We start from the raw sequence: 25,184 nt of genomic DNA on the forward strand, positions 1-25,184 counted from the left end.
ATGCGCTATCTGCTCTCTTTACTCGCTACGGCTCTGTTTTGTACAAGTACCCTGGCCCAGGCCCTGAAGCCCGGTTTCGACAAGGCCGAATACATTGAAATGCTGAAGGTGTCGGCCCAGTTTGGCGACTCGACCTACGTGCAGGCGTTTCCGGCCCCGCAACAGTTCAAACTCGTTTACCGGTCGCCGGTTGTCGGGCTCGACAACCGCTGGGATCTATGGACCAACAACCGGTCGGTAGCGGTCATCAGCCTGCGGGGTACAACGGCCAACAGTGTGAGCTGGCTCAGCAATTTCTACGCGGCCATGGTTCCGGCCAGGGGAGAGCTTCAGCTATCGGCCGGCGAGACATTTCCGTATCAGCTGGCCACAGACCCCAAGGCAGCGGTTCATGCGGGCTGGCTGGTGAGTATGGCTTTTCTGTCGAAAGATATTATGCCCCGGCTCGACTCGGCCTATAAAAAAGGCACCAAAGACATGATTATTCTGGGCCACAGCCAGGGGGGCGCCATTGCTTTTCTGCTAACGGCTTACCTGTACAACCTGCAGAAACAGGGTCGCCTGCCGGCCGATATCCGCTTCAAGACCTACTGCAGCGCCGGCCCCAAACCGGGTAATCTGTTCTTTGCTTACGAATACGAAGCCGCTACCCAGGCCGGATGGGCCTATAACGTGGTCAACTCCGCCGACTGGGTACCCGAGGTACCCCTGTCGGTGCAGACGATCAACGACTTCAACGCCACCAATCCGTTCAAAAATGCCCCGGCCATGATCAAGAAGCAGAAGCTGCCGCAACGGATTGCGCTCAACTACGTCTACAACCAGCTTAGCAAACCGTCATTGAAAGCCCAGCGGAATTACCAGAAGTTTCTGGGTCAGTTTACGTCCAGAACCGTCAAGAAAAACCTGGCGGGCTTCGAATCACCGGCCTATTACAACAGCAGTAACTACACCCGCGCCGGCAACACCATCGTCCTGCTGGCCGATGCCGATTATTACAAACAATACCCCGACAGCGAGGAGAAAATCTTTGCCCATCATTTTCATCCGCCCTACCTGTACCTGACCAATAAACTGCCTTAAAGATACAGCGGGGCCATTTTCTGCCAGTCGTCGGCCTGGTGGGCCCGCCCGTCCCAGACGAACAGCTCGTGCGAAACCTGCTTGTCGGCCAGCGCCTGGCTGAGTGCTACGTTGCTGCCCAGGAAAGGATCGTCGGCACCGATGGTGAGCGTGATCTGCATCCGACGGAGCTGGGTCAGCAGCTGCTCATCGGTCAGGTTCGGCAAAAAATGATTAGGGCTGTGAAAGTAGATATCGTCGTCGTAATAGTCGTCGAACAGCCCCCTGAACTCGCCAACCGGAGCCGAGAGGTCGTACCGCCCGCTGAACGCCACGACCTTGCCAAACCACTGCGGATGCCGGAACGCCGTATTCACCGCGTGGTAGGCACCCAGGCTGCATCCGTGCGCAATCATAAACGGCTGCGGATTTTTGAGCCGCGAGAAAACCAGCACTTCGTTCAGGATGTACTGCTCGTACTGATTATGCCGCCGGATGCGATCGTGGGGCGGCACGTACCGGTTGTAGATACTTTCGCGGTCAACGCTGTCGACGCAGAAAAGCTGTAGCCAGCCATTGTCGATCCGATCAGCCAGAGCGTTGACCAGCCCGAAGTTTTCGTATTCATAGAATCGGCCGCGTCGGGTCGGGAACACGAGTACACGAGCGCCTGCGTGGCCAAAGACCAGCAGCTCCATATCGCGATTCAGGTTCGGACTAAACCATTTGTGATACTCGCGGTGCATAGCGGTAGTAACAGGGACCGGCGAAATTGCAACGTTTCTACCTGACTAGCCTACTTAGTGAGTAAACAAATCATTAAAAGTTATCAACGTGCGCCTGTAGCGCATTTTTCCAGACCTGATACCCCCTGGGGCTAAGGTGCAGACCGTCACTTTCGAAGTACTCGCGGGCGGGCCTACCGTCGGCACCCAGCAGCGGATCGGTCGTATTGACCAGTTGGGCGTGGGGCATCCGGCCAATCTCGCCGGCAATCAGCTGATTGGTCCAGCGAATCTGCCCGACCAGGTTCCAGCGGGACGGGCTAATCTTAATGCTGAGAAACGTCAGCGGTACCTGGGGCAGGTGACGACGCATTTTTTCGGCGAAAGCGCAGAAAAACAGATAGACCTCTTCGGGGTGGCGACCATCGCCCAGGTCGTTATCGCCGGCATAGAAGACCACCGAGCGGGGGTTGGCGGGCACGACCAGCCGGTCGAAGAACCAGGTGCAGGCCGCCAGCGTAGAGCCGCCAAAGCCCAGATTGAGCAGGTCCAGCTCCAGAAAATCGTTGGCCAGGGTTTTCCAGAGTCGGATGGAGGAGCTGCCGTAAAAAACAACCGGTCGGTTGCCGGCCGGTTGCTCACGCGTATTTTTTTCGAGTTCGCTTACTTCGTTTTCGTACCAGGTCATATAGCTCTTTACTTACATCCGGCTGGTTTTGTTTGCCCGGTGGCTGATCTTATGAGCTTACGCACTGGTCAGGCCAAGCATTAAACCGCGTAGTTCGGCCAGCCCCCGCAGCCGCCCAATGGCCGTATAGCCCGGGTTTATTTTCTTCGTCGACTGCAGATCGTCGAGCATCCGGTGCCCATGGTCGGGTCGGAACGGCATCCGCAGGTACCCATCACCGGGCGACGAGGCCTCGCTGACCCGGCGTTTGTTCTCGGCCAGCAACGCCCGCATGACCCCCACCATCGGCACATCGCCTTCGAGGTGGTTGGCCTCGTAGAACGAGCCGTCGGGTTCGCGCTGGGTGCTGCGCAGGTGAATAAAATGAATGCTGGGCGCCAGCCGTTCTACCATACCCACCAGGTCATTATCCGGACGAACACCGTAGCTACCGGTGCAGAAACAGAGGCCGTTGGCGGGCGAGTCGACAGCGGCCAGCAGCGCCCGGGCGTCGGCTTCGGTGCTAACCACGCGCGGCAGACCCAGAATAGGGTATGGCGGATCATCGGGATGGATGGCCAGCCGGACCCCTGCCGACTCGGCAACGGGTACGATCTCCCGCAGAAAGGCGTACAGATTCTGGCGCAGTTCCTGGTCTCCCACATCGGCGTAGGTAGCCAGCGCGTCGCGGAACTGCTCAACGGTATAGCTTTCTTCGGAGCCGGGCAGGCCCGCAATGATGGTACGGGTCAGTCGTTTGACCTGTGCGTCGGTCATGGCATCGAGCTGACGGCGGGCACGCTGTTTCTGCTCGTCGGTATAGAGGTACTCGGCCCCCGGCCGCTGCAGGATAAACAGTTCAAAAGCCGCAAACTCGGTAGCGTCGAAGCGCAGTCCCGTCGATCCGTCGACCATCGGAAAATCGAGGTCAGTACGGGTCCAGTCGAGTACCGGCATAAAGTTATAGCAGACCGTATCGATACCCGCCTGGGCCAGGTTAACGATCGACTCTTTGTAATTTTCGATATGCAGCCGAAAATCGCCGGTGCGGGTCTTAATGCTTTCGTGAACCGGAATACTTTCTACCACCGACCAGGTCAGCCCCGTTGCCTCGATCATTGTTTTCCGGTTCAGCACCTCGGCCAGCGGCCATACCTCCCCGTTTTTGATATGATGGAGCGCCGTTACGATTCCCGTGGCACCGGCTTGTCGGACGTCATTCAGCGATACGGGGTCGGCGGGGCCGAACCACCGCCAGGTTTGTTCAAGCATGGTTGATTTGATGGGTCATTCGCCCAAACGGATTGATAAAAATGGAATAAGGAACACAACTCGATAGCTGTAGTCAGGTAAAAAAGGCCCTGCCCGCGCTTTTCTCCCCAACTAAGCTATTTCTATTTTGCAAACGACCACCACTTCCGGCCGCTTCCGCTGGCGTATCGTAGCGCTCCTTTTTCTGGCAACAACCATCAACTACGTAGACAGGCAGGTCTTGTCGTTCACCATGACCGACGAAGTATTTCGCAAAGAAATGCTCGATCTGGCTCCCGATGCGGTGCTGACCAAAGAAGCAACGGATCGGTTCAAAGTGCTCTACGGCGATGTTGACGCGGCCTTCAAATTTGCCTACGCCATCGGTTTTCTGCTGGTCGGCTGGCTGATTGACCGGATCGGTACCAAACGTGGGTTCGCGCTCGGCATTACCGTCTGGAGCATTGCGGGGGTGCTGACCGCTTTTGTGAACAACATGGTAGGGCTACGCTGGGCCCGGGCGCTGCTGGGACTGGGCGAAGCGGCCAACTTCCCGTCGTCGATCAAAACCATTGCCGAGTGGTTTCCCCGGCGCGAACGGTCGTTTGCCAACGGTCTGTTCAACGCCGGAGCCAACGTAGGCATCATCCTGACGGCCATTGCCGTACCGTACCTGATTCTGGAATACGGCTGGCGATCGTCGTTTCTGGTCACGGGTATACTGGGTTTTGGCCTGCTGGTATTGTGGTGGCTGACCTACAGCAAACCCGAAACGAACCCCAAGCTCTCGGCCGACGAACTGGCGTATATCCGGAGTGACCAGGAGAAAGTAACGCCCCTGAAGATATCCTGGGGGCGGCTGCTGGGCTACAAACAAACCTGGGCTTTTGCGGTGGGCAAGTTCATGGCCGACCCCATCTGGTGGTTTTACATGTCGTGGCTCCCCGATTTTTTCAACTCGAACGATGCCCTCGACCAAAAACTCGACCTCAAAAGCTTTGGCGTTCCGTTCCTGATCATCTACGTCGTATCTGACGCGGGTAGTATTTTCTTCGGCTGGCTCACTACCCAGCTCATGAACCGGGGCTGGACGGCCAACCGGGCCCGCAAAACGACCATGCTCATCTGTGCGCTCTGCGTTGTACCGATCTTTTTTGCGGCCCAGACCAGCAGCCTTACCGTGGCCATTGCGTTAATTGCACTGGCAACGGCCGCGCATCAGGGCTGGTCCGCCAATATGTATACCTTTGCATCGGACCTGTTTCCCCGCAACGTGGTGGCTTCGGTCACCGGAATCGGGGGGATGTTCGGCGCCGTTGGCGGTATACTGCTGGCCTTGCTGGCCGGCCGGATTATAACCGCGTTTGGCTACTTGCCCATGTTCATCATTGCCAGTTGCGCGTACCTGATTGCGCTGGCTATTATCCACCTGGTACTGCCCAAAATGGAGCCGGTAAAGGCCGAAGAACTGACGCAGGAACTGGTATAACCCATCTATGAAAATTATTACGTTTGGCGAAGTCATGCTTCGGCTGAGTCCACCGGGCGTGGAACGCTTTGTGCAGACCGACGTCCTCGACATGCATTTTGGCGGCACCGAAGCCAATGTTGCCGTTTCGCTGGCCCAGTTCGGGCTCGATGCCAACCACGTCACCCGCTTTCCTGACCACGCCCTCGGGCGGGCCGCAGCGGGCTACCTGCGCCGGTACAATGTCGGTACGCAGTATATCCGTTACGGCGACGGACGCCTGGGGCTTTATTTTCTGGAGACGGGAGCCGGCAGCCGGGCCAGCCAGATCATCTACGACCGGGTCGATTCGGCTTTTACCCGCATCCAGGCTGACGGGATCGACTGGGAAACGGTGCTGACCGGGGCGGCCTGGTTCCACTGGACGGGCATCACCCCCGCCCTGTCGCAGGGAGCAGCCGACTGTCTGCTGGCCGGTATCCAGACCGCCAACCGGCTGGGGGTTCCGGTTTCGGGCGATATCGTTTATCGGAGCAACCTCTGGCAGTATGGCCGTACTCCCCAGGAAATCATGCCCGCTCTGACCGAGGGCTGTACGCTGGTGCTGGGCAGCAAAGCCTTGTTTTCAGAACTGTACGGAGTCGTTGGCAGCACGTTTACCGAAGCCGGCCGGGCGCTGATGGAGCGTTTCCCGCGGGTCAAATACGTAACCGATACCAAGCGCACGTCGCTCAGTGCCTCCCACAACCGGCTGTCGGCCAAACTCTACGATGGCGAAACCGTGTTCAAGTCCCGTACCTATACCATGAACCCCATCGTTGACCGGATCGGTACCGGCGATGCCTACATGGCCGGGCTGATTTACGGGCTGGTTTCGTTCAACGATCCGCAGCGCGCGGTCGAGTTCGGCGCTGCCGCATCGGCCCTGAAACATACCATTCCGGGCGATGTCAACCTGGCCACGGTGGCCGAGGTAGAAACCCTCGAACGGGGCGATAGCTCCGGTAAACTGAAGCGGTAATTCCGCCGTAACCATTTTTCGTTCCTATGGCTCGTCTGTCCCGACTGTCTGTCTATCAAACCATACGCGAGGTGCCGCTGGTGCCCGTTTTTTATCATCCTGACCCCGAGGTCTGCGCGGGCGTACTCACCGCCTGCTACCGGGGCGGCATCCGGGCCTTTGAGTTTACGAACCGGGGCGATTTTGCGCACGAACGCTTTGCGGAACTGAGCCGGCTCTGCGCCCGCGAGTTCCCCGACATGGCCCTGGGGGCCGGTACGCTGGTCGATGCGCCCACCGCTGCGTTATATCTGCAGCTGGGGGCCGACTTCGTGGTAGGCCCCAATTTCATCGAGGATATTGCCCGCGTCTGCAATCGTCGGAAGGTTGCCTACATGCCCGGCTGCGCTACCCTGACCGAAATTACCACGGCCCACGAGTGGGGGGTTGAGTTTGTCAAGATTTTTCCGGGCGATGTGCTGGGGCCGGGATTCGTAAAAAGCCTGCGCGGGCCCCTGCCGTATACCAACGCTATGGTGACGGGGGGCGTTGAGCCGAACCGGGAAAGCCTGACCAAATGGTTCAGCGCCGGTGTGGTAGCGGTTGGCATAGGCTCCCAGCTTTTCCCCAAAGAACGACTCGATACTCGTGCGTTTGATCAAATAGAAGCCACTGTTAGCGACCTGGTTCGTATTATTGCCGAAATAAAATGACGCCCATTGACACTATGTCCCGACTAAACCGTACTTCTCACCCGGCCCCTACTCATCCCGAAAAAATTCTGCAGTTTGGCACCGGTGTGCTGCTTCGCGGTTTACCCGACTATCTGGTCCAGAAAGCCAATGAAGCGGGCCAGTTCAATGGCTCCATTGTGGTCGTTAAATCGACGGGTAGCCAGACCGACGAATTTACCGGACAGGACAACCTGTATACGGTAGCGGTGCGGGGGGTTCAGCAAGGCCAGAACGTGGCCGAAACAACCGTGATCTCCGCCATCAGCCGGGTGCTGGCCGCTCCGACGCAGTGGGACGAGATATTACGCCTGGCCCGGAATCCGGCCTTGCAGATCATTATATCGAATACCACCGAAGTTGGTCTGAACTACGTGGAAGAAAGCATTTTTCAGCGCCCCCCCGAGTCGTTCCCGGCCAAGCTGACGGCGTTCCTGTACGAGCGGTTCCGCAGCGTGGGTGGGTCGAAAGCCAAAGGGCTGGTTGTTATTCCGACCGAGCTGGTCACCGACAATGGGCTCAAACTGCGCGAGGCCGTTGAAAAGCTGGCTACGTTCAACGAGCTCGGCAAGCTCTTCACCAAATGGCTCAAGTTTCATGTCCGGTTCTGCAATTCGCTGGTAGACCGGATCGTTACCCGCCCGACCGACGAGGCCCGGCAGGCGCTGGAAGCCGAAACGGGGTATGAAGATGAGCTGCTGACGTTCACCGAACCTTACCACCTCTGGGCCATCGAAGGCGACGACCGGGTACGGCAGATGCTGAGCTTTGCCAGCGACGCAACGCCCCAGATCATCATCGACGAAGACATTAACTTCTACAAAGAACGGAAACTGCGGGTACTGAACGGAACCCACACGCTTACCATGCCGCTGGGGTATCTGCTTGGTCTGGAAACCGTGGCCGATGAGATGCAGCATGCCGATATGAGCCGGTTCGTTGAGTCGCTGATGCTCGACGAGATCGTTCCGACCGTACCCGACTACGGCACTCCCGGTATGGACAAAGCCGCCATCCGGCAGTTTGCCCTCGACGTGCTGGACCGGTTCCGCAACCCGTATCTCGATCACCTGCTGCTGAATATTTCGTTGCAGGAGACCGCCAAGATGCAGGCCCGTAACGTAGCCACGCTGCAGCGCTATTACGACCAGTTCAATGCCGTACCGAAACATATGGCGCTGGGCTTTGCGGCTTATCTGCTCTTCATGAAAGCGGTGCGGGAAGAAGAAGGGCAGTTCATTGGCGAGATCACCGCCAGCGGGGGCGTTATTTCGTACCCGATCCGGGATGAAAAAGCAGCCTATTTCTACGGCGACTGGCAAACGGTCGATGTCAAAGAGGCCAGCACCGTGCATACCTTCGTCAAAAGCGTGCTGTCTGACGCAGCCATCTGGCAGGCCGACCTCAGTACACTACCCGGCTTTGTCGACGCCGTTGCCGAGAACCTGAACCGGCTGCTGAACGAAGGAGCCGAAGCCACACTACGCCAGCATATGACTGCCTGACATCGGTATCGGCACTGATCCATATCGGTGTGTTAACCAAGCTTTTTGTTTGATTAACACACCGATTTTTTAGTTTTATAGGCGGTTACCAGCGTTGGCCGTTTATTGACGAAACAGCCAGAAAACCGATCAGACCATGAGCTGCCTACGAAGCCGGTATTTGTTTTTTCTGCTGTTCCCACTCGCAGCCAGCGCCCAGCGTCTGGCGCCCCCCGCGCAACTCGCTAACCCCGCCGAAACGCGGCAAGCCTACCAGGCCAGCCTGACCCAGCTTCGTCAGGGCTACCCAGCCCGGTTTGCGGTGCCGGAGCTGTCTTTTTTTCTCTTCGGCATGGGCGACCGGCTCAAGCTCATCTACCGCAGCGGGCGGCTCCTCAACGCGCTCACCGGTAATATCGAAGAACAATGGACGGTAAAAAAAGAGGTTATCGTTCCGTCCGAATACACCGTTCATCTCGACCTGGCCGACGAACCGGGGCAGCCCCCCCGGTCTGTTCAGATTCGGGAAGATGAACAGGGCGTCTGGGTACTGCAACCCGGCAAACGCCCGCGCCTGATTCCCGGTACGCGCCGACCGCTGACACTGCCCCGCTTTGCCGACCAACCGTTCGGGCCTGTTCTGCGGGTGCTGCACCACGAAGTGCTGATCAACATCAGCGCTGGTCGTCCCCTGCCCAACTTTATGGTCTATGCCAGACCCCGGTATCGGGACGCGGCCCTGATGGCTATGGTCCTGCGCGAAACCGGCAACCTGGCTCTGATACGCGACTGGATCATGGCCCTGCGCGATCCGCTCGATCGCTACCAGGATATGACCGGCGCCGATAACCTGGGTCAGGTTCTGTTTCTGGTATCGCTGGTGTCGGACAAAACCCATCCGGTCGTGGCCGTGGCGCTCGACTCGTCCCGGCGAGCCATACCGCCACCGGCCGAACATGGCGTTTATCAGACCACCTGGATGAACTTCGGCCTGGCATCCCTGGGCCTGCCCAACCCCTACCCGGTGCCCAGACAGACCGATAGCTACGCATCGCTGTGCTGGTGGGCCCGGGCCGAAGAGCCGGTGCCCGCTCAGCCGGTTTCAGCCGCCGACCGGGAGCGCTATCCTTACCTGGCCTGGGCCAGCGATCATTTCAGAAGCCGCACCGGCAATCGGCAAAAACTGGCTCCCGTCGGTACTGCCGACTACCCGCTGAGCTGGGAAGCGCAAACCCGCGATGCGCATTATCCGGGGCTGACCGTACTGGACAAGGGGCTCGTGAAACAGAAACTGGCGGTTCTTCACGCCTGGCAGGCCGCCGAAATGTTTCTGGCTATTGCGCAGCCGTAGGCCGGTCAGGTGCCGCAGTATTTCAGCCCAAACGGGGATTGGATTCCGGGCAGGCTGACCGTTCAGTACTTACCTTTGCGGTCATGAATTACGTTTTTTTACTCCTTGCTTTCCTGACAGGACTCGCGATAACGGTTCAGGCGGGCGTAAACGCCAATCTGCGGCAGGCCATTACCAATCCGCTACTGGCCGCTGCCATCTCATTCGGAACGGGGTTCATGTCCCTGCTGCTGGTGCTGTTGACAACGAGTTCGTCGGCTCCTTCGATCGATACGTTTCGGCAAATAAGCTGGTGGAAATGGACGGGTGGCTTTATTGGGGCTATTTACGTATCGACGGTTATTGCCAGCGTCCCCAAAATAGGCTCCGGTAACCTGGTCAGCCTGAGCGTGGCGGGACAACTGCTGGCCGCGGTTGTGCTGGATCACTACGGACTGCTTGGCTTCACCCTCCACCCCGCCAACGGCTGGCGTTTGCTGGGGCTGGTCCTGATCATGGCCGGGGTTCTCCTGGTCGTTCGCAATTAGGCACACGGCCCTGACTGCTGGCCGGAGCGCCATTTCTTTCTGCCGGGTGTGTGCTCTCCTGAACGGAGGTCGGTATGGTGTATACCACTTTATCGATTATACCTATAGAAGACAAAGCTATTAAGCCTCATTGATTATCTTGCAGGATAAACCGACACGTAATTAATGACTGGCGAGCAGAAGCCTTTTAGTCGATACGATACCCTTGCCCTGGACCGATTGCAGTTTGCCTTGCAAGCCGCCCATGTTGGAACCTGGGATATTGATCTGGTCAATCAGCAGGTCTGGTGGGACGACCATTGCCAGGAACTCTTTGGTATTTCAGGAGCGAATCAGGTGCCGTTTGCCCAGGTACTGACGATGGTGCACCCGGCCGATCAGCTGCGGGTTGGGCAGGCCGTTCAGCGGGCCATCGACCAGGAGGAAAACGGCCGATACGATATTATGCACCGCGCCAACAGCGTTGATGGCAGCGAGCGCTGGTTACACTGCCGGGGCAAAGCCTATGTAAACGAGCAGGGGCTGCCTTACCGGCTGGCGGGTACGGTAGCCGACGTTACCGAGCAGGTTCTGGCCCGCCAGCAGGTCGATGCCAGCGAAGCCAGGCTCCGCTTCATCGTGGCGTCGGCCCCCATTGCCATCGCCCTGTTCACCGGCGAAGAGCTGGTGATCGACCTGCCCAATCAGACGTTTATCGACACCATCGGCAAGGGGCCCGACATTGCGGGCAAACCCCTGCGGCAGCTGATGCCCGAGCTGGAAAACCAGTCTATTTTACAGATACTCAACGATGTATACACAAGCGGCACCCTGCACCAGAGCTTCGGCACCCCGGTTGATGTAGTGCAGCAGGGTGTGCTGCGGCATAATTTTTACGATATCACCTATACGCCCATCCAGAATGCCGTTGGTCATACCTACGCGGTGCTGAACATATCGGTCGATGTAACCGAGCAGGTACTCGCCCGGCAAAAGATAGCCGAAGCAGAAGAGCGCTTTCGGGGCGCTATCGAACTGGCCGAGCTGGGTACCTGGGAAGTCGATCTGTCTACCGCTGAGTTCCGCTTTTCTGACCGGCTAAAAGCATGGTACGGGCTGCGGCCTCACGAATCCGTAACGGGCGAACATGTTTATCTGGCCGTTCGGGAAGCGGATCGGGCCCGGCTCTGGGCGGCTGCTTCTGACATCATAAGCCAGGCGTCGCCCAACCGCCTGTACGATGTTGAGTATACCATCGATGCCGCCCGCACGGGTCGTGAACGAATTCTACGGGCGCAGGGGAACGTATTCGTCGATGCCAGCGGACGGCCCACCCGAATCAGTGGTACCGTACAGGACGTAACCGAACAGCGCTGGGTGCAGCTGGCCCTGGAGCGGGAAGTGCAGGAACGCACCGAAGAGCTGGCGGTCATGAACCGGGAACTGATGACCACCAACGAAGAGTTTATGGTCGTCAATCACGCGCTCGAAGAAGCTAACAACGACTTGGTCCGGTCCAATCAGAACCTGGAGCAGTTTGCCTACATTGCGTCTCACGACCTGCAGGAACCGCTGCGCAAAATTCAGCAGTTTGGCGATTTGCTCAAGATCCGCTACGCCGACTCGGCGGGCGACGAACTCGACTTTCTGAATCGGATGCAGTCGGCGGCCGGCCGCATGTCGATCCTGATTCGGGATCTGCTGGCGTTCTCCCGCATATCGACCCGGCAGGCCTCACTAACCCCGGTGGCGCTCAGGCAGGCGGTTGATCAGGCTCTGGATAACCTATCGGTATCCATTGCCGAAACAAAAGCGCAGATTGACATTCACGACTTACCAGTCATTCCGGGCGACTCTTTGCAGCTGAGTCAGCTCTTTCAGAACCTGCTATCCAACGCCATCAAATTCAGCCGGCCGGGGGTTACGCCACACGTGGTGATCAGCAGCCACCCGGTGCAGGCCCGCGAACTCCCTCCCTCGATCAAGCCAACCCGGCTGGCGGCCGCTTACCACCGCGTCGAAGTAGCTGACAACGGCATTGGGTTCGACGAAAAATATACCGACCGCATTTTTCAGGTGTTTCAGCGACTGCATGGTAAAAACGAATTTGCGGGTACCGGGGTGGGCCTGGCCATCTGTGAGAAGGTAGCCGTCAACCACGGGGGAGGCATTACCGCCAGCAGCCAGTCGGGGCAGGGAGCCACGTTTTCGGTTTACCTGCCCGTCAGCGAATGAGCCGGAGGCTGGTCTTTTGTTATTAACTACTTATTACTTGCGTTTTGGGCGCTACTCAACAAACATCGGAAAATAGCCTCATCGAAGCGTCAGCTTTGTCCACGTCGCCCGTAGCACTGTTGCAGGGAATCCTGAACGCATCGCCGGGCTGTGTGGCGTATTACGAGCCGGTTCGTTCATCCGACAACGAACCCGGGCAGGTCATCGATTTTGTATACCGGGTGGTCAATACCCGGCTGTGTAGCCTGATTGGCCGGCCCGTCGATCAGCTCGTTGGCCAGCAAATGACTGAGCTTTCGCCGACGGTTAAAACCAACGGTCTCTTCGCGCGATACGTCCGCGTGCTGGAGACCGGAGAGGCCGATAGCTTTGAATCGACCTACCTCGCCGACGGCACCGAAGGCTGGTACATGATTACCGCTGAGCCGCTGGCCAGCGGTCTTGTTGTCTCCCTGATCGACATCACCGATCGGAAACAGGCCGAACTCCACGCCCGCCGGCAGGCCGACGAACTGCGGGCTACGCTGGATGCGTCGCTGAACAGTATTCTGCTGATGCGGGCCATGCGGGATGCGGCTGGTCAGATCATCGATTTCCGGATGGAAACCGCCAACAAATCGGTGGTTAACAGCCTGTTTCGGCAACCTGAAGAGCTGGTTGGCCAAACGCTGCTGTCCGTCTTTCCGGGTAATGTAGAGTCGGGGTTCTTCGCCTTATACGCCCGGGTGGCCGACACGGGTTATTCTGAACAGGCCGAATATTATTACCAGGATAAGAACGGATTTCGGGGCTGGTTCGAAGTATCGGCCGTTCGGCAGGAAACCGACCTGATTGTTCTGACCTTCAACAACGTGACTGCTCAGCGGGAAGCCCGCCTGGCTCAGGAAGGCCAGACGCAGGTGCTACAGGCTATTCTCGACCACTCGCAAACGGCCATTTCGCTACACGAACCCGTTCGGAATGAGCAGGGTCAGATCGTCGATTTCCGCCCCGTGCTGGCCAACCGGCAGGCCCTGCTGAGTCTGGCCCCCCTGACCGACGTGATTCCGCAGCAGTCGGTTGCCAACATCCAGCAAACCGATGAGTTTGCCCGCTACGTACGGGTCATCGAAACAGGTCAGCCCGATTCGTTCGAGGTAGCCTATAACAACCGCTATTACGCCATTACCATTGCCGGCGCCGACGGGGGCGTGGTTACCTCGGCCGTCGATGTGACCAACGACCGGCAGTACCGTTTCGAGCTCGAGGCCGTCAACCGGACGCTGCAACAGTCGAACGAGAGTCTGCAATCCTTTGCCTACGTAGCCAGCCACGATCTGCAGGAGCCGCTGCGCCGGATCCAGGCCTTCAGCGATATTCTCCAGAACCAGTTCGAAGACAACCTGTCGGAAGGGGAACGCGACATGGCCCGGCGCATTCAGAAGTCGGCCAACCGCATGCAGCTGCTGATCAAGGATCTGCTGGCCTATTCGCAGGTGGCTGCCCACCGGGACCCTTACGCTGCCGTTGACCTGAACGACGTATTCGACGATGTTGTCAGCGACCTGGACGTGTCGATTGCGGAGAAAAAGGCCACCGTTCAGGTGAACCCGCTCCCTACCGTTCAGGGGAGTGCGTCGCGCCTGCGGCAACTGATGCAGAACCTGGTATCAAACGCCCTGAAGTTCAGACGACCCAGCGTAGCGCCTTTTGTTCAGATCGACGCCCGCCCGGCCCAGCCCGGCGAGCTGCCCGAAAGCCTGCCCGACAACGTACCTTTCTGGCTCATCAGCATAACCGACAACGGCATCGGTTTCGACGAGAAATACAAGGATCGCATCTTCCAGCCTTTTCAGCGGCTTCATAACGTAGCGACCTATAGCGGAACGGGCATTGGCCTGGCCATTTGCCAGCGCGTTGCCGAAAGCCACGGCGGAGCCATCGACGTCAGCAGCCGCCCCAACGAAGGTACCACCTTCAGGCTGTTTCTTCCCGTTTCCTAAGCCGACGGGTCGGCCTCGGCAAGGTAAGCCTGCGCCCGGGTTTGCGGGAATAGCGTCTGATAGACTAAAAAGGCCTGGCGGGCACCTTCCACTACATCAGCCGGTTCCGCATCGGCGGAGGTCAGGAACGTACTGAACAACCGCCAGCGCTGCCCCGTGTCGGCGCCATAGCCGCGGTAGAAACGCGCGTTCTCCAGCAGGCTATCGAGAAACGGACTCTGGCGCAGCAGGTTCCAGACGGTTTTGCCACCCAGCATAGACCCCTCGCCCACGTAGGCAGCCCCCAGCAGCCAGGCTGGAGACCAGTCTTCGAACAGAGAGGCAGACACCGAATCTGCCGACAGCCCCGTTTGGGCCAGATCGTTCAGGAGCCAGGGTGTTTTCCGGCGCGTATCGGGTTCGTAATCCTGAAAAAAGGCCGGATGCCGATCGATAGCCTGCTCCAGCGACCCGTGAAACTGCGCATGCATCAGCAGCAGGTGGCGGTACTGATCGACCGAGAGCGTACCGGCCCGCAGCGCATCGGTGTACAGCAGCTGTTCGGTCTGCTCGTGGAGTAGCCGGGTCTCCTGCCGTAGTTGTTCATGAAGTGTATTCATTGATTTCCGAATCGGGTGTTGTCATGCAGCCAGAACTCGCAGAGCCGCTGCAACATCACGCCCGTTGCCTGATAGCTGCCTGGTTTTACGAGATAGGCATTGATCCCCGCGGCATACGCCTGTTCAATATCTTTGGGGTTATCGGATGTACTGAACGCTACGATAGGTAGCCAGCGGGTTCGTTCTTCGGCCCGAATCACCTCCAGCACGTCGATGCCGCTCATACCATCCAGATTCAGATCCAGCAACAGCAGCTTGGGCAGCGAAACGTCCTGGTTCGCATGGTCAGCCGGCGGGTTCGACAGGTACTCCAGCGCTTCCGAACCACTGTTCAGTATGGTGTAGCTGACTGGCAGGTTAAGCTTCCTGATCAATCGACAGAAAATGTCAGCATCATCTATATTGTCTTCTACATATAAAATATCAGTCATGATATACGCTAGCCTGATCGATTGGAAACGAAACAAAAAACGCAGCGCCCCGATTGGGTTCGCTATGATACCAGATTTTTCCGCCATGCCGGTTGATAATCCGCTTGACAATGGCTAATCCGACCCCCGTTCCTTTGAAAGAGCGGGCATTTTCCAATCGTTTGAACAAATCGAACATCTTACCGGCCCCTTTCATATCGAAGCCGATACCGTTATCCGTCACTGAATAAATTACATCGTCGGCCGTTTGCTGACCGGTTACCACGACCTTCCCCTCGGAGGCCGAGCGGGTATACTTGGCCGCGTTGGCCATCAGGTTCGTAAACAGCTGGCGCACCATGACCGGATCGGCATGAAGGGCCGGAGCCGCGTCAATATCGAGGGTCAGCACCCGGTCTTTTTCGGTAATCAGAATCTCTTCCCGAATCGTTTGCAGGAGTTGCTCCATATCAATCGGCTGGGCGTTGATTTCGGTGCGTCCCATGCGCGAATAGAACAGGATATGCCGAATCAGCGCCCGCATACGGTCCGTAGAATCCACGATTTTCTGGAACAGCACCTGCGCATCGGGGTTCAGCTCAGCACCGTGCTCTTCCTGCAGGATTTCGGCATAGCAGCGGATCGACGACAGGGGCGTACGCAGGTCGTGCGAAACGGTATAACTGAAGGCATCCAGCTCTTCGTAGGCCGCCTGGAGCCGCTGGTTGAGCAGCCGGATTTCGTTGGCCTGCCGGGTAACTACCTGCAGCACATCTTCCCGGAGCTTCACGGCCGCCGACACTTCGGTCTCTGTCCAGGACTCCGAGGTGTTATGAACCAGTTCGGTCCAGGCTTCGAAGCTCTTGCGCGGGCTGATGCGGGCTTGCCCGTTGTCGCTTACCGTCACCGGTTTCTCGGGATTACCGGCCCAGGTCACCTGCTGCACCTGCTCCGGCTTGAACCAGATCAGGTATTCGTTCAGCTCCCTCGACAGAACGACGGCCAGTATACCCGCCCCCGTCTCGCGAAAAGCTTCGGCCGCCGGGTAAAGCCGCGGCAGCTGGCTGGTTTCGATGATCGAGTCGGTGGTGTTGGTCCTGAGCCAGTCGGCCAGGCCCTGAATAGCGGCTTCGCCGGGCGTTTGCCCCAACGGATACTGTTTGTTGTTGAAGAGCAGCACCGCCCCCGTTGCCCGGGTCAGATCCAGCGCCGTCACCGAACGTCGGGTCAGGGCCTGTACGATATCGCCATCGAGGAGGAGCTGCTCGTGTAGTTTTTTTCCGTTCTCCCGGCTCAGCAACAGCTGCGCCTGGTCTTCTTCGTCTTTTCGGAACTCCAGTGCAGCCGACAGCAGCTGGCTCACGAACCGGGCCGACTGCCGGGCCCCGTAGCCCACAAAGCGGGGCGAGTAATGGTGACACGACATCAGGCCCCACAGTTCGCCCCGGTACAGCAGCGAAATGCTCATCGACGCCTGAACCCCCATATTTTTCAGGTACTCGATATGCACCGGCGATACGGCCCGCAGCGACGACTGAGTCAGGTCGAGCGGCTGATCATCGGGCCAGCCGGGTTGCGACAGTATGGGGGCGGGCGTGCTGCCAACATCGGCAATCAGTCGCACAAGATTGATCTTGTAGAGTTCGCGCGCCTGCCGGGGAATGTCGGAGGCCGGGTAATGCAGCCCCAGAAACGGTTCCAGATGCGGTTCTTTCTCTTCGGCGATGACCTGCCCGTGCCAGTCGTCGGCAAAGCGGTAAACCATAACCCGGTCGAAGCCGATGATGGTTTTGACCCGCCGGGCGGTGTTTTGCAGCAGCTCGACCAGCTGCCGGCTCGATTGCATTTCGGTCAGCGCTTCGGCAATCAGCCGCTGATTGAGCGAAATCAGCTCGGGCTCCTGAACGGGCTCCCACTCGAGCAGCAACAGGCCGTTATACTCGTGGACGATCAGGTTCCAGGGGTGACCGTTGATCCGCAGGGCCTGCGGGTTAATGGTATCCCAGGAGTGATTGCGCTGCCCTACGTTCAGCAACTCGACCAGGGTACTGGCGGGCAGGTCGGTCTGGGCCAGCAGCACCTCGATCGACTGGCCCAGTACGTCGGCCACCGGCTGGTTGATCAGATCCGGCAGGTTGGCACTCGCGTGTACAACCACGTAGGTGTCGGGCCGTAGCGCCACCAGATAACCGTGTGACTGGATATGGCCTAAGATATGAATGGGTTCCTGCTCGCAGTTCGTCAGGTCAACGTTGAAGTGAGTCATTCTGTGTAAAAACGGCATTTGTTGCCTGGTCAACTGCTAGCTAGCCGACCCCTGTTGATGGCAGTAAAAGCATTACGATAGGCAATATACGTCATATATGCTAAATGTACCAACCAGGCCATACTACTAACTGCCAGGAAAGCACCCCAAGCCCCATTGGCCCGGATAAATTTACCCATCGGCCCGGTTGGTAGTCTTCCGAAGAGCGGGCCCGACACCCGTTTCAGCACGCCTACGGCGCTACCCATGAACCAGTTGACCGGCACACAGGCCCGGCCCGGCGTTACCCTGGATCGACCTTATAAATTACTTAGAAATAAATTATAAAAAACTTATAATCAATTATTTACAAATCAATCTCTAGCCATACCGGGTTCATTTATAAAGGCTGTCATCGCACATAGCCATAGTACACCCGGTCCTGAAGGGCCGCCTAAACAGACGAACATATGGATTTAGTACGCGCCGAAAAGGAAACTATACTCAAACTGGCCGACCAGAGTCATCAACAATGCATCTCTATTTTTATACCTACCCACGTCAGGGGCAAGGAAGTTAACGAGAGACAGGATCAGCTTGCGTTCAAAAACCACAGCCAGACCATCCGGCGGGCCCTCGAACAGCAGTCACTGCGCAGCAACGACATCGACGAGCTGATGCAACCGCTGGAGTCCCTGCTCGACAACTCGCCGTTCTGGCGCCACCAGCGCGAAGGACTGGCGGTGTTCCGGAACCCCGATTACTTCGCCGTTTTCCAGAGTCCGCTTCCGCTGGAGAACAGCTGCCATCTGGACTCCAGCTTCCGGGTGCGGCCGTTGCTGACGTTTGCCGAGCCCTTCCCGATTTATTACGTCCTTCAGGTTGGCAAAGACGGCGTGGTTCTCTACCAGGCCGACCCGTTCTCTATCTCTCAGGTCGATACCGGCGAGGTGATGCCCCTGGGCCTGAGCGATATTACCCAGTATTACGATTTCGAGGAAGAGTTGCAGGGGCGTACGACAGGCCGGGGCGGTATGGCTACCAGGTACACCAGCGACGACCTGGACAACAAAGAAAAAGGGCATCTGCTGGCCGACTATTTCCGGCTTATCGACGAGGGCGTTATCAAGCTGATGGGCACCAGAAATGTGCCGCTGCTCCTGGCGTCGGTGGCCTATTACCAGCCTATCTACCAGCAGATCAACTCGTATCCGTATCTCAGAAAAGAAGGACTAACCGGCAACTTCGATCACGTTCAGCCCCGTGACATTCATCGGATGGCCAACGAACTGCTGATCGATGATTTCAGGCAAAACCGGCAGCTACGCATCGACCAGTACCAGCAGCATAGCGGCACGTCACTCGTATCGCGCGATCTGCGGCAGCTGCTGACAGCAGCCGTGATGGGCCGCATCGACGTGCTGTTTTTGCAGTCTGAGGCCGACGTATGGGGGCATTTTGACGAAGCTACGCTGGCTACTACCCTTCACGACGAGCGCCAGCCGGACGACCAGTCGCTGCTGGATCGGGTAGCGCTGCTGACGCTTCGCCAGGGCGGAGAGGTATATATGGTCGATGACATGACCATCGTAGACCCTCAGGGGTCGGGTTCCGTAGCGGCCTTATTCCGCTTTTAACAGTCAGTTCATTCTCTCATTTAATACGCTAAAACCAGTATGGAATACACCATCGATCGCATCAAAATAGACCTGCAAACGGTTGGGTTTCGGGAAACGCCCGAGTTGCTGAACCAGGTAGAACATGAACTTCGACGGGTCATGCGCTTTCGGCAGGACATCGTAGCGGCCGACTTCTACCTCCGCGAAGAAGGCCGTAACCCCACCAATAACAAGACGGTTCGCTGGCGGCTGGGGATTCCCGGCACCGATCTGTTTGCCGAAGGTGCCGGTCCATCCTGGGCAGCCGGCCTGCGCGATGCCAGCGATAAACTACGCCGGCAGTTTGTTGACTAGATAGCCCGCTACCAGCGGCAATTGATTCACAACCAAAGCCAGGCGGGGACAACAGCGCTGTCACATCCACCCGCCCCGACGATAAACACCCACCAACCAACCAATAATGCTCTATTCGTCAGCCAGTTAACTCACCGTTCGACTACCGACCTCTTGAAGTACGAGGGGTTTCCGGTAGTGAAAACAGCATGCTACAGGCCAAGGAATGAGGTTGGAGTCCTTCAACATCGGCCCAACTCTGGTTGCTGAACCACCCTAAGTTTCGGTTTGTACGCCCGGAAAAACCATGCCTTTGTTCCAGTCCTTAGGCCGCTCCTTCGACCAGACGTACCACGACCGGTATGGCGAATCCTTACGGCGCTGGGCCTCTTTGAACCACGGATGCTCGTTGGAGGTGTGGTTGATAACGAGAGCCATCACGACCCGGATATCCCGGCGGCTGGCCTGCTGCATGAACGTCTGGAAGTCGCGCTCGGTGCCCAGGCGCTTATCGATGCGGTAAAAATCGGACACGTCGTAGCCGTCGTCTTTGTTGGGCGTTGGTTGAAAAGGCGACAGCCAGATTACGTCGACGCCCAGGTTCTTCAGATAACCGAGCTGCTGGGTCAGGCCATTGACATCGCCGATACCGTCGTTGTCGGAGTCTTTGAACACCTCAACGTCGAGGTTGTAAACGAGGCTGTTTTTGTACCAAAACTCATTCAGAAAATCGGCCGGCACCGGAATGGGCTGCGCCCGTACCGACAGCGACGCCAATACGCCCGCCAACAGGCCGGCGCCTGGTCTCAATCTGCTCATAAGGGCATGGAGAACGATGTACCGAGTAAACCCCATTGAGTCAATAAGGTTAAACTACTTTACCTAGTTGATTACTATACCAATCCAAACATTTCAATTTTGACCGGGTTGACAGCTATAGTAATCAGACCAATGACCCGTAAACAACTCCTGCTCTTATGAACCGTTCGCCTTTGTTTATTCCCAACTCCTCGCTCATCCGCCGGGACTTTATCCGGCATCTGGGCGCAGCGGCCGTGGCCATACCCAGCCTGGCTACCCTGGCGAGTCTGCAAGCCTGCGGAGGCAGCTCGAACAACGAAACGGCAGGCACCGATGCCGCTGGCTCAGGCCGAACCGAGTCGGGCCGCAAACTGGGCATTGCGCTGGTCGGGCTGGGCAAGTACAGCGAGGGCGAACTGGCCCCGGCCCTGCAGGAAACGGAGTACTGCCGGCTGGCAGGGATTGTGTCGGGCACCCCCGAAAAAATAGACAAGTGGAAACGGAAATACGACATCCCTGATAAGAACGCCTACACCTACAAGACTTTCGACCAGATTGCTGACAATCCCGAAATCGACATCGTGTACGTGGTGTTGCCAAACGCCCTCCATGCCGAATACGTCATCCGGGCGGCTCAGGCTGGTAAGCACGTCATCTGCGAAAAACCGATGGCTACCACCGCCGAAGACTGTCAGAAGATGATCGATGCCTGTAAGAAAGCGGGCAAGAAACTCTCGATCGGTTACCGGCTTCATTTTGAACCTCATAACCTGGAAATGATGCGACTGGGCCAGAAACAAACTTACGGGAAGGTTAACCGGATCATTGCCGAAAACGGCCAGAAACAGGGTAACGACACCCCCTGGCGGCTGGGCAAAGGCCTGGCGGGTGGTGGCCCCCTGCCCGATGTTGGCGTCTACTGCATTCAGGGCGCCATCTATACCAAGGGCCAGGTACCCATTTCGGTTACGGCTAAATTCCACCCCGTAACGGACAAGGAAAAATTCAAAGAGGTAGAAGAAGGTATCGACTTCCAGTTAAGATTCGCCGACGGGTCCATTGCCGACTGCCGAACCAGCTACAACGACAAGTACAATAAGCTACGGGCCGAAGCGGCCAGCGGCTGGTTCGAGCTGGCCCCGGCCTATCAGTACGATGGCCTCAAGGGCGAAACCAGCCGGGGGAAGATGGACATCGAGAACGTGAACCAGCAGGCCCGCCAGATGGATGCCTTTGCCGACTGCATTCTGAACAACAAAGAAACCACCGTTCCGGGCGAGATGGGCATGCGGGATGTTCAGCTGATCGAAGCCATCTACCGCGCGGCCGAAACCGGCAGGCCCGTCTCGACCGCCGACGTACGCCAGGTGCTGGATTCGACCGCCGTTGCCAGTCGGTAAGCCCTTTCTGTTCTAACCCGGCAAGGCCCTGACACGTTGGGGCTTTTGTCTCTATCTTCAGGCCCTCATCTGGCAAACGCATGTCTGTACACTATCGTTTTTACCCATCGCTGCTCAACGTTTTTTCGCGCTACGTCCGCGGTGGTAATCTCTCGGCCCAGGCGTTGATTGACAGCATCAACCGGGTGCCAACGCCCACCACCGACGCCCAGGAGCGCGGCACCTCGTTCGAGGAAGCCATTATCAAAGGCACCAATGAAGAGCGCTTCGACCCGGAAATTGTCCGGCGGGTTCGTAAGCTGCTGCCCCGCCCTATCGTCGACACCCAGGTATTTTGTCAGTGGCAGATCGACGATGTTTTGTTCTACGGCTATGTCGACCTGATTGGTACGTTCAAGGCAGTTGACCTGAAAACAACTGGCTCGTACCAGAAAGACCGGTATCTGTTCAACCACCAGAACCTGTACCTGCACGCGCTGAAGCGAAAAGGAATCCGGCTGATGGAATACGTCATCACGGATTTTAATGACGTGTACGTAGAAAGCTACAGCCTGACCCACCCCATTGACCGGCAGCTGGAAGAGATCAGGCTGTTCAAAGCCTTTCTGGAGGAGCACCGCCCGCTCATTACCGATAAAAAGATATTTGTGGCCCCCGGCGAGGACCCGGCGGCCCAGCGCCGAGGCTGAGCCAGCCGAAACGCCTACCTTTGCGGCCATGCTGCAACGTACAATTCGTCTGTATCGCAATGCCTACCAGGGTCTCTCGCCATCGGTCTGGCTCCTGGCGGGTGTGATGCTCATCAACCGCTGCGGCACCATGGTGCTGCCTTTCCTGACGCTATACCTGACCCAGCATCTGCATTTTTCCGTCACCAACGCCGGTATCATCATGGCTGTCTACGGTGTGGGCGCTTTCGTGGGAACGTTTCTGGGTGGGCGGCTCACCGACCGATACGGCTTTTATTACGTACAGCTGATCAGCCTGCTGTCGGGAGGTGTTTTTCTGCTACTGCTCCAGTTCGTAACCGAGTTTTACACCCTGTGCGGCAGTGTTTTTGTCTTCACCTTGCTGGGCGATACCTTCCGGCCGGCAAACCAGGCGGCCGTGGCTCATTATGCCGGCACCGACACCCGAACCCGGGCTTTCTCGCTCAACCGGCTGGCCATCAACCTCGGCTGGGCGGTGGGGGGCGGTCTCGGCGGCTGGCTCGCCAGTGTCGACTATAGCCTGCTGTTCTGGGTAGACGGGCTAACCTGCGTAGCGGCCGGCATCGTGCTGGGCTCCTTTCTGCCCCGGCCCGCAACGGCCCAGCCGCTAACCCGCCCCCCGGCCGGCAGCCACCTGCCGAACGCACCGACGGCCGGGCATCAACCCGCGCAGTCGCCGTACCGCGACCGGCTTTTTGTCGGCTTTGTGGTCTGTTCGGCCCTGTATCTGATGGTGTTCATGCAGCTGTTCACCCTTGTACCGCTGTTTTTCAAGCAGGAACTGAACCTGACCGAGCGTACCATCGGCGGCTTTATGGCGCTGAACGGACTGGTGATCGTTGCCGTAGAGATGGCGCTGGTCTATGGTCTTGAGCAACGGCAGGTCCCCAAACCCCGGCTCATCGGCATGGGGGTCGTAGTGGGCGCGTTGTCGTACGCGCTGCTGTCGCTGGCCGGGCTACCGGGCTTCACCGGGCTGAGCGTTGCGTTCTCGTTTATCATGCTGGTTACCATCAGCGAGATGCTGGCCATACCCTTTATGCAGTCCTTCACGGTAGAGCGGGCCAGCCCGGCCACGCGGGGGCAGTACCTGGCCCTGTATGCCATGGGCGGAGCCTTTGCGCAGACCACCTCGCCCGCGTTCGGCTCACTGATGGTAACCTACGTTGGCTTTGCCAGCCACTGGCTGATCATGGCCAGCATCGCGCTCCTGTCGGCAACCGGTTTCTGGTGGTTTGGGAAACAGCTCCGCATCGAGCCAACCCAGCAGCCGGTTCCTGACAACGTAACGGGCTGATCAGCTCCGCACGGGCCACTGGAAGGTCGACGCCAGCTTGACCCGCTGTCCGGTATCGCCCGACTTGCGCGCGGCTTCGATGATATCGAGAACGTGCAGGGCATGTTCGGGCCGGATAAACGGTTCTTTGCCGGTAGCCAGACATTCGGCCACTACCGACGCCCCCATTTCCCAGACATAATCGGCCCGGTCGGTGGCGTATCGCTGCCCTTTTTCGTCGTCCAGCGTGGCCAGATCGACCCCGAACGGTGCCCAGTCGTAACCGATCAGTGCTAGGTTTCCTTTGGTGCCCCAGACCGAAATAGTCGGTTTCTCCTGCCCCTTGCCTTCGTGTCCGTAGGGATCGAAATAATTGAATCCGCACTGTATGTGCGATAACGTACCGTTGGCGTGTTCCATCAATACCATGGCGTTATCCTCGGCGACTACGGCAATGGGGCCTTTATTGCCGGTATTGCGGGTGGGGGTTACGATGCTGGTCATGGCCATCACCGAACGGGCCGGCCCCAGCAACCCCGTCAGGGTGGCGATGTTGTAGACCCCCAGATCAGGCAGACTACCGCCCCCCTTCTCGAAAAAAAACGCCGACCAGTCGGGGCCGAGGTGGCCGTAATGCGCGTGGGCGGCCGACACCCGCCCCAGTTTACCCGCCTGAATAGCCTGCGCCATAAACGCAAACTGCGGACTTTGCACCACCGCCGGAGCGCCCCAGATCCGGACCTTCTTCTGGATAGCCAGCGTGAGTAGCTCACGACCTTCGCGGTAGCTATTGGCCATAGGCTTCTCACTCCATACGTGTTTGCCAGCCAGCAGGGCCTGCCGGTTCAGCCGACCGTGTTCCTGCATATTGGTCAGGTTGACCAGCAGGTCGAAGGGCGCCCCGGCCAGGAGCGCATCGATGTGCGGATAATGGTTCGGGATGGCGTATTTCGTGGCGGCCTGCTGCGCGCGCTCCGGCAGAATATCGCAGGTGCTGACCAGCGTAACGAACGGCGACTTGCTCAGGTGCGGCAGGTACATATTCGAGACACTGCCGCAGCCAATGACGGCGACGCGTACTTTTTTATCGTCGGTTACACGGGCAGCCGACTGGGGAACAGCTAAAGCCGGGGTCAGGGCCGTGGTGGTGGTCAGGGCAGTGACCTGGGCCAGAAACGTCTGGCGGGTTATTTTTCGGTTCATGGGTGCTTACGTTGTACTCAGTAGCCGGAAAAGCCGGTTCTTCCTCCGATCTAACCACGCGCCAACCGCACAAACGCCCCGGTCCGTTTGTACCTTTGCGCCCGTACATGGCTTATCCGGGCAGGC

The 25,184-nt window shown here is 58.0% G+C and carries 22 protein-coding genes; 14 read left to right on the forward strand and 8 right to left on the reverse strand.

What is annotated here, in order from left to right; translation table 11 throughout:
- A complete protein-coding gene (locus B1C80_RS24070) occupies positions 1–1,083 on the forward strand; it encodes a lipase family protein (protein WP_077923781.1) in 1,083 nt (360 codons plus the stop codon).
- Here B1C80_RS24070 and B1C80_RS24075 read toward each other — a convergent pair.
- From B1C80_RS24075 to uxuA, 3 genes are all read right to left on the reverse strand, one after another.
- Entirely contained in the window at positions 1,080–1,808 is a 729-nt protein-coding gene (locus B1C80_RS24075) for an esterase family protein (protein ID WP_077923782.1), read from the reverse strand. The two genes, B1C80_RS24070 and B1C80_RS24075, sit on opposite strands and share 4 nt — an antisense overlap.
- Positions 1,809–1,881: 73 nt before the next feature.
- Complete coding sequence (locus tag B1C80_RS24080; RefSeq protein ID WP_077923783.1) at positions 1,882–2,475, reverse strand: GDSL-type esterase/lipase family protein; 594 nt, start codon at positions 2,473–2,475, stop codon at positions 1,882–1,884.
- Positions 2,476–2,532: 57 nt separating this feature from the next.
- Positions 2,533–3,726 carry a mannonate dehydratase gene (uxuA, locus tag B1C80_RS24085; RefSeq protein WP_077923784.1) on the reverse strand — a complete coding sequence of 398 codons (1,194 nt, stop codon included), beginning with the start codon at positions 3,724–3,726 and terminating at the stop codon, positions 2,533–2,535.
- A 127-nt stretch (positions 3,727–3,853) separates the two neighbouring features.
- On the opposite strand from uxuA, the gene B1C80_RS24090 reads away from it, so the two are divergent.
- The 8 genes from B1C80_RS24090 to B1C80_RS24125 all read left to right on the forward strand — a co-directional run bounded on the left by B1C80_RS24090 (position 3,854) and on the right by B1C80_RS24125 (position 14,462).
- Positions 3,854–5,194, forward strand: coding sequence for an MFS transporter (locus tag B1C80_RS24090; RefSeq protein ID WP_077923785.1), 1,341 nt, complete (start codon positions 3,854–3,856; stop codon positions 5,192–5,194).
- Positions 5,195–5,201: 7 nt separating this feature from the next.
- Complete coding sequence (locus tag B1C80_RS24095; protein WP_077923786.1) at positions 5,202–6,194, forward strand: sugar kinase; 993 nt, start codon at positions 5,202–5,204, stop codon at positions 6,192–6,194.
- A 26-nt stretch (positions 6,195–6,220) separates the two neighbouring features.
- The gene (locus tag B1C80_RS24100) at positions 6,221–6,886 is read left to right on the forward strand and encodes a bifunctional 4-hydroxy-2-oxoglutarate aldolase/2-dehydro-3-deoxy-phosphogluconate aldolase (RefSeq protein WP_077923787.1); all 666 of its coding nucleotides are present in this window, start codon (positions 6,221–6,223) and stop codon (positions 6,884–6,886) included.
- A 14-nt stretch (positions 6,887–6,900) separates the two neighbouring features.
- Entirely contained in the window at positions 6,901–8,409 is a 1,509-nt protein-coding gene (locus B1C80_RS24105; RefSeq protein WP_077923836.1) for a tagaturonate reductase, read from the forward strand.
- 136 nt (positions 8,410–8,545) lie between these two features.
- A complete protein-coding gene (locus B1C80_RS24110; RefSeq protein ID WP_077923788.1) occupies positions 8,546–9,739 on the forward strand; it encodes a hypothetical protein in 1,194 nt (397 codons plus the stop codon).
- Between the two features lie 83 nt (positions 9,740–9,822).
- On the forward strand, positions 9,823–10,266 hold the full coding sequence (locus B1C80_RS24115) for a DMT family transporter (RefSeq protein WP_077923837.1): 444 nt from the start codon (positions 9,823–9,825) through the stop codon (positions 10,264–10,266).
- 165 nt (positions 10,267–10,431) lie between these two features.
- On the forward strand, positions 10,432–12,480 hold the full coding sequence (locus B1C80_RS24120; RefSeq protein ID WP_077923789.1) for an ATP-binding protein: 2,049 nt from the start codon (positions 10,432–10,434) through the stop codon (positions 12,478–12,480).
- Between the two features lie 44 nt (positions 12,481–12,524).
- Positions 12,525–14,462 carry an ATP-binding protein gene (locus B1C80_RS24125; RefSeq protein ID WP_077923790.1) on the forward strand — a complete coding sequence of 646 codons (1,938 nt, stop codon included), beginning with the start codon at positions 12,525–12,527 and terminating at the stop codon, positions 14,460–14,462.
- Here B1C80_RS24125 and B1C80_RS24130 read toward each other — a convergent pair.
- Genes B1C80_RS24130 through B1C80_RS24140 form a run of 3 tightly spaced genes read right to left on the reverse strand, consistent with a single transcriptional unit; the run spans position 14,459 to position 17,737 of the window.
- Positions 14,459–15,061, reverse strand: coding sequence for a biliverdin-producing heme oxygenase (locus tag B1C80_RS24130; RefSeq protein ID WP_077923791.1), 603 nt, complete (start codon positions 15,059–15,061; stop codon positions 14,459–14,461). The genes B1C80_RS24125 and B1C80_RS24130 overlap by 4 nt on opposite strands.
- Positions 15,058–15,492: a response regulator gene (locus tag B1C80_RS24135; protein ID WP_077923792.1), complete on the reverse strand. Its 435-nt coding sequence runs from the start codon at positions 15,490–15,492 to the stop codon at positions 15,058–15,060. The genes B1C80_RS24130 and B1C80_RS24135 overlap by 4 nt, the downstream gene beginning before the upstream one ends.
- Positions 15,485–17,737: an ATP-binding protein gene (locus B1C80_RS24140; protein WP_077923793.1), complete on the reverse strand. Its 2,253-nt coding sequence runs from the start codon at positions 17,735–17,737 to the stop codon at positions 15,485–15,487. The genes B1C80_RS24135 and B1C80_RS24140 overlap by 8 nt, the downstream gene beginning before the upstream one ends.
- A 449-nt stretch (positions 17,738–18,186) precedes the next feature.
- Between B1C80_RS24140 and B1C80_RS24145 the strand changes: the two genes are divergently transcribed.
- Complete coding sequence (locus B1C80_RS24145; RefSeq protein WP_077923794.1) at positions 18,187–19,353, forward strand: hypothetical protein; 1,167 nt, start codon at positions 18,187–18,189, stop codon at positions 19,351–19,353.
- Between the two features lie 39 nt (positions 19,354–19,392).
- Positions 19,393–19,689 (forward strand): HPF/RaiA family ribosome-associated protein, encoded by a 297-nt coding sequence (locus B1C80_RS24150; protein WP_077923795.1) that lies wholly within the window; start codon positions 19,393–19,395, stop codon positions 19,687–19,689.
- 255 nt (positions 19,690–19,944) lie between these two features.
- Here the strand turns inward: B1C80_RS24150 and B1C80_RS24155 are convergent, their stop codons facing one another.
- Entirely contained in the window at positions 19,945–20,487 is a 543-nt protein-coding gene (locus B1C80_RS24155) for an alpha-amylase family glycosyl hydrolase (RefSeq protein ID WP_077923838.1), read from the reverse strand.
- A 158-nt stretch (positions 20,488–20,645) separates the two neighbouring features.
- Here B1C80_RS24155 and B1C80_RS24160 point away from each other — a divergent pair, with 158 nt between their 5' ends.
- From B1C80_RS24160 to B1C80_RS24170, 3 genes are all read left to right on the forward strand, one after another.
- Positions 20,646–21,869 carry a Gfo/Idh/MocA family protein gene (locus tag B1C80_RS24160; protein WP_077923796.1) on the forward strand — a complete coding sequence of 408 codons (1,224 nt, stop codon included), beginning with the start codon at positions 20,646–20,648 and terminating at the stop codon, positions 21,867–21,869.
- Positions 21,870–21,949: 80 nt separating this feature from the next.
- The gene (locus B1C80_RS24165; RefSeq protein WP_077923797.1) at positions 21,950–22,558 is read left to right on the forward strand and encodes a hypothetical protein; all 609 of its coding nucleotides are present in this window, start codon (positions 21,950–21,952) and stop codon (positions 22,556–22,558) included.
- A gap of 28 nt (positions 22,559–22,586) precedes the next feature.
- A complete protein-coding gene (locus B1C80_RS24170; protein WP_077923839.1) occupies positions 22,587–23,876 on the forward strand; it encodes an MFS transporter in 1,290 nt (429 codons plus the stop codon).
- Here B1C80_RS24170 and B1C80_RS24175 read toward each other — a convergent pair whose 3' ends face one another.
- Positions 23,877–25,058 carry a Gfo/Idh/MocA family protein gene (locus B1C80_RS24175; RefSeq protein ID WP_139361726.1) on the reverse strand — a complete coding sequence of 394 codons (1,182 nt, stop codon included), beginning with the start codon at positions 25,056–25,058 and terminating at the stop codon, positions 23,877–23,879. It abuts the gene before it with no gap.
- Positions 25,059–25,184 lie beyond the last annotated feature (126 nt).

Origin of the sequence: Spirosoma sp. 209 (assembly GCF_002006735.1) — a bacterium.
GTDB lineage: Bacteria > Bacteroidota > Bacteroidia > Cytophagales > Spirosomataceae > Spirosoma > Spirosoma sordidisoli.

Excerpts from the sequence above, each read along its gene's own strand:
- B1C80_RS24150 (WP_077923795.1), top strand. The coding sequence starts at position 19,393 with ATGGAATACACCATCGATCGCATCAAAATAGACCTGCAAACGGTTGGG.
- B1C80_RS24080 (WP_077923783.1), bottom strand. The coding sequence starts at position 2,475 with ATGACCTGGTACGAAAACGAAGTAAGCGAACTCGAAAAAAATACGCGT.
- B1C80_RS24095 (WP_077923786.1), top strand. The coding sequence starts at position 5,202 with ATGAAAATTATTACGTTTGGCGAAGTCATGCTTCGGCTGAGTCCACCG.
- B1C80_RS24130 (WP_077923791.1), bottom strand. The coding sequence starts at position 15,061 with ATGAATACACTTCATGAACAACTACGGCAGGAGACCCGGCTACTCCAC.
- B1C80_RS24110 (WP_077923788.1), top strand. The coding sequence starts at position 8,546 with ATGAGCTGCCTACGAAGCCGGTATTTGTTTTTTCTGCTGTTCCCACTC.
- B1C80_RS24140 (WP_077923793.1), bottom strand. The coding sequence starts at position 17,737 with ATGACTCACTTCAACGTTGACCTGACGAACTGCGAGCAGGAACCCATT.
- B1C80_RS24145 (WP_077923794.1), top strand. The coding sequence starts at position 18,187 with ATGGATTTAGTACGCGCCGAAAAGGAAACTATACTCAAACTGGCCGAC.
- B1C80_RS24135 (WP_077923792.1), bottom strand. The coding sequence starts at position 15,492 with ATGACTGATATTTTATATGTAGAAGACAATATAGATGATGCTGACATT.
- B1C80_RS24170 (WP_077923839.1), top strand. The coding sequence starts at position 22,587 with ATGCTGCAACGTACAATTCGTCTGTATCGCAATGCCTACCAGGGTCTC.
- B1C80_RS24160 (WP_077923796.1), top strand. The coding sequence starts at position 20,646 with ATGAACCGTTCGCCTTTGTTTATTCCCAACTCCTCGCTCATCCGCCGG.
- B1C80_RS24100 (WP_077923787.1), top strand. The coding sequence starts at position 6,221 with ATGGCTCGTCTGTCCCGACTGTCTGTCTATCAAACCATACGCGAGGTG.
- B1C80_RS24105 (WP_077923836.1), top strand. The coding sequence starts at position 6,901 with ATGTCCCGACTAAACCGTACTTCTCACCCGGCCCCTACTCATCCCGAA.
- B1C80_RS24155 (WP_077923838.1), bottom strand. The coding sequence starts at position 20,487 with ATGAGCAGATTGAGACCAGGCGCCGGCCTGTTGGCGGGCGTATTGGCG.
- B1C80_RS24075 (WP_077923782.1), bottom strand. The coding sequence starts at position 1,808 with ATGCACCGCGAGTATCACAAATGGTTTAGTCCGAACCTGAATCGCGAT.
- B1C80_RS24070 (WP_077923781.1), top strand. The coding sequence starts at position 1 with ATGCGCTATCTGCTCTCTTTACTCGCTACGGCTCTGTTTTGTACAAGT.
- B1C80_RS24115 (WP_077923837.1), top strand. The coding sequence starts at position 9,823 with ATGAATTACGTTTTTTTACTCCTTGCTTTCCTGACAGGACTCGCGATA.
- B1C80_RS24165 (WP_077923797.1), top strand. The coding sequence starts at position 21,950 with ATGTCTGTACACTATCGTTTTTACCCATCGCTGCTCAACGTTTTTTCG.
- uxuA (WP_077923784.1), bottom strand. The coding sequence starts at position 3,726 with ATGCTTGAACAAACCTGGCGGTGGTTCGGCCCCGCCGACCCCGTATCG.
- B1C80_RS24175 (WP_139361726.1), bottom strand. The coding sequence starts at position 25,058 with ATGAACCGAAAAATAACCCGCCAGACGTTTCTGGCCCAGGTCACTGCC.
- B1C80_RS24120 (WP_077923789.1), top strand. The coding sequence starts at position 10,432 with ATGACTGGCGAGCAGAAGCCTTTTAGTCGATACGATACCCTTGCCCTG.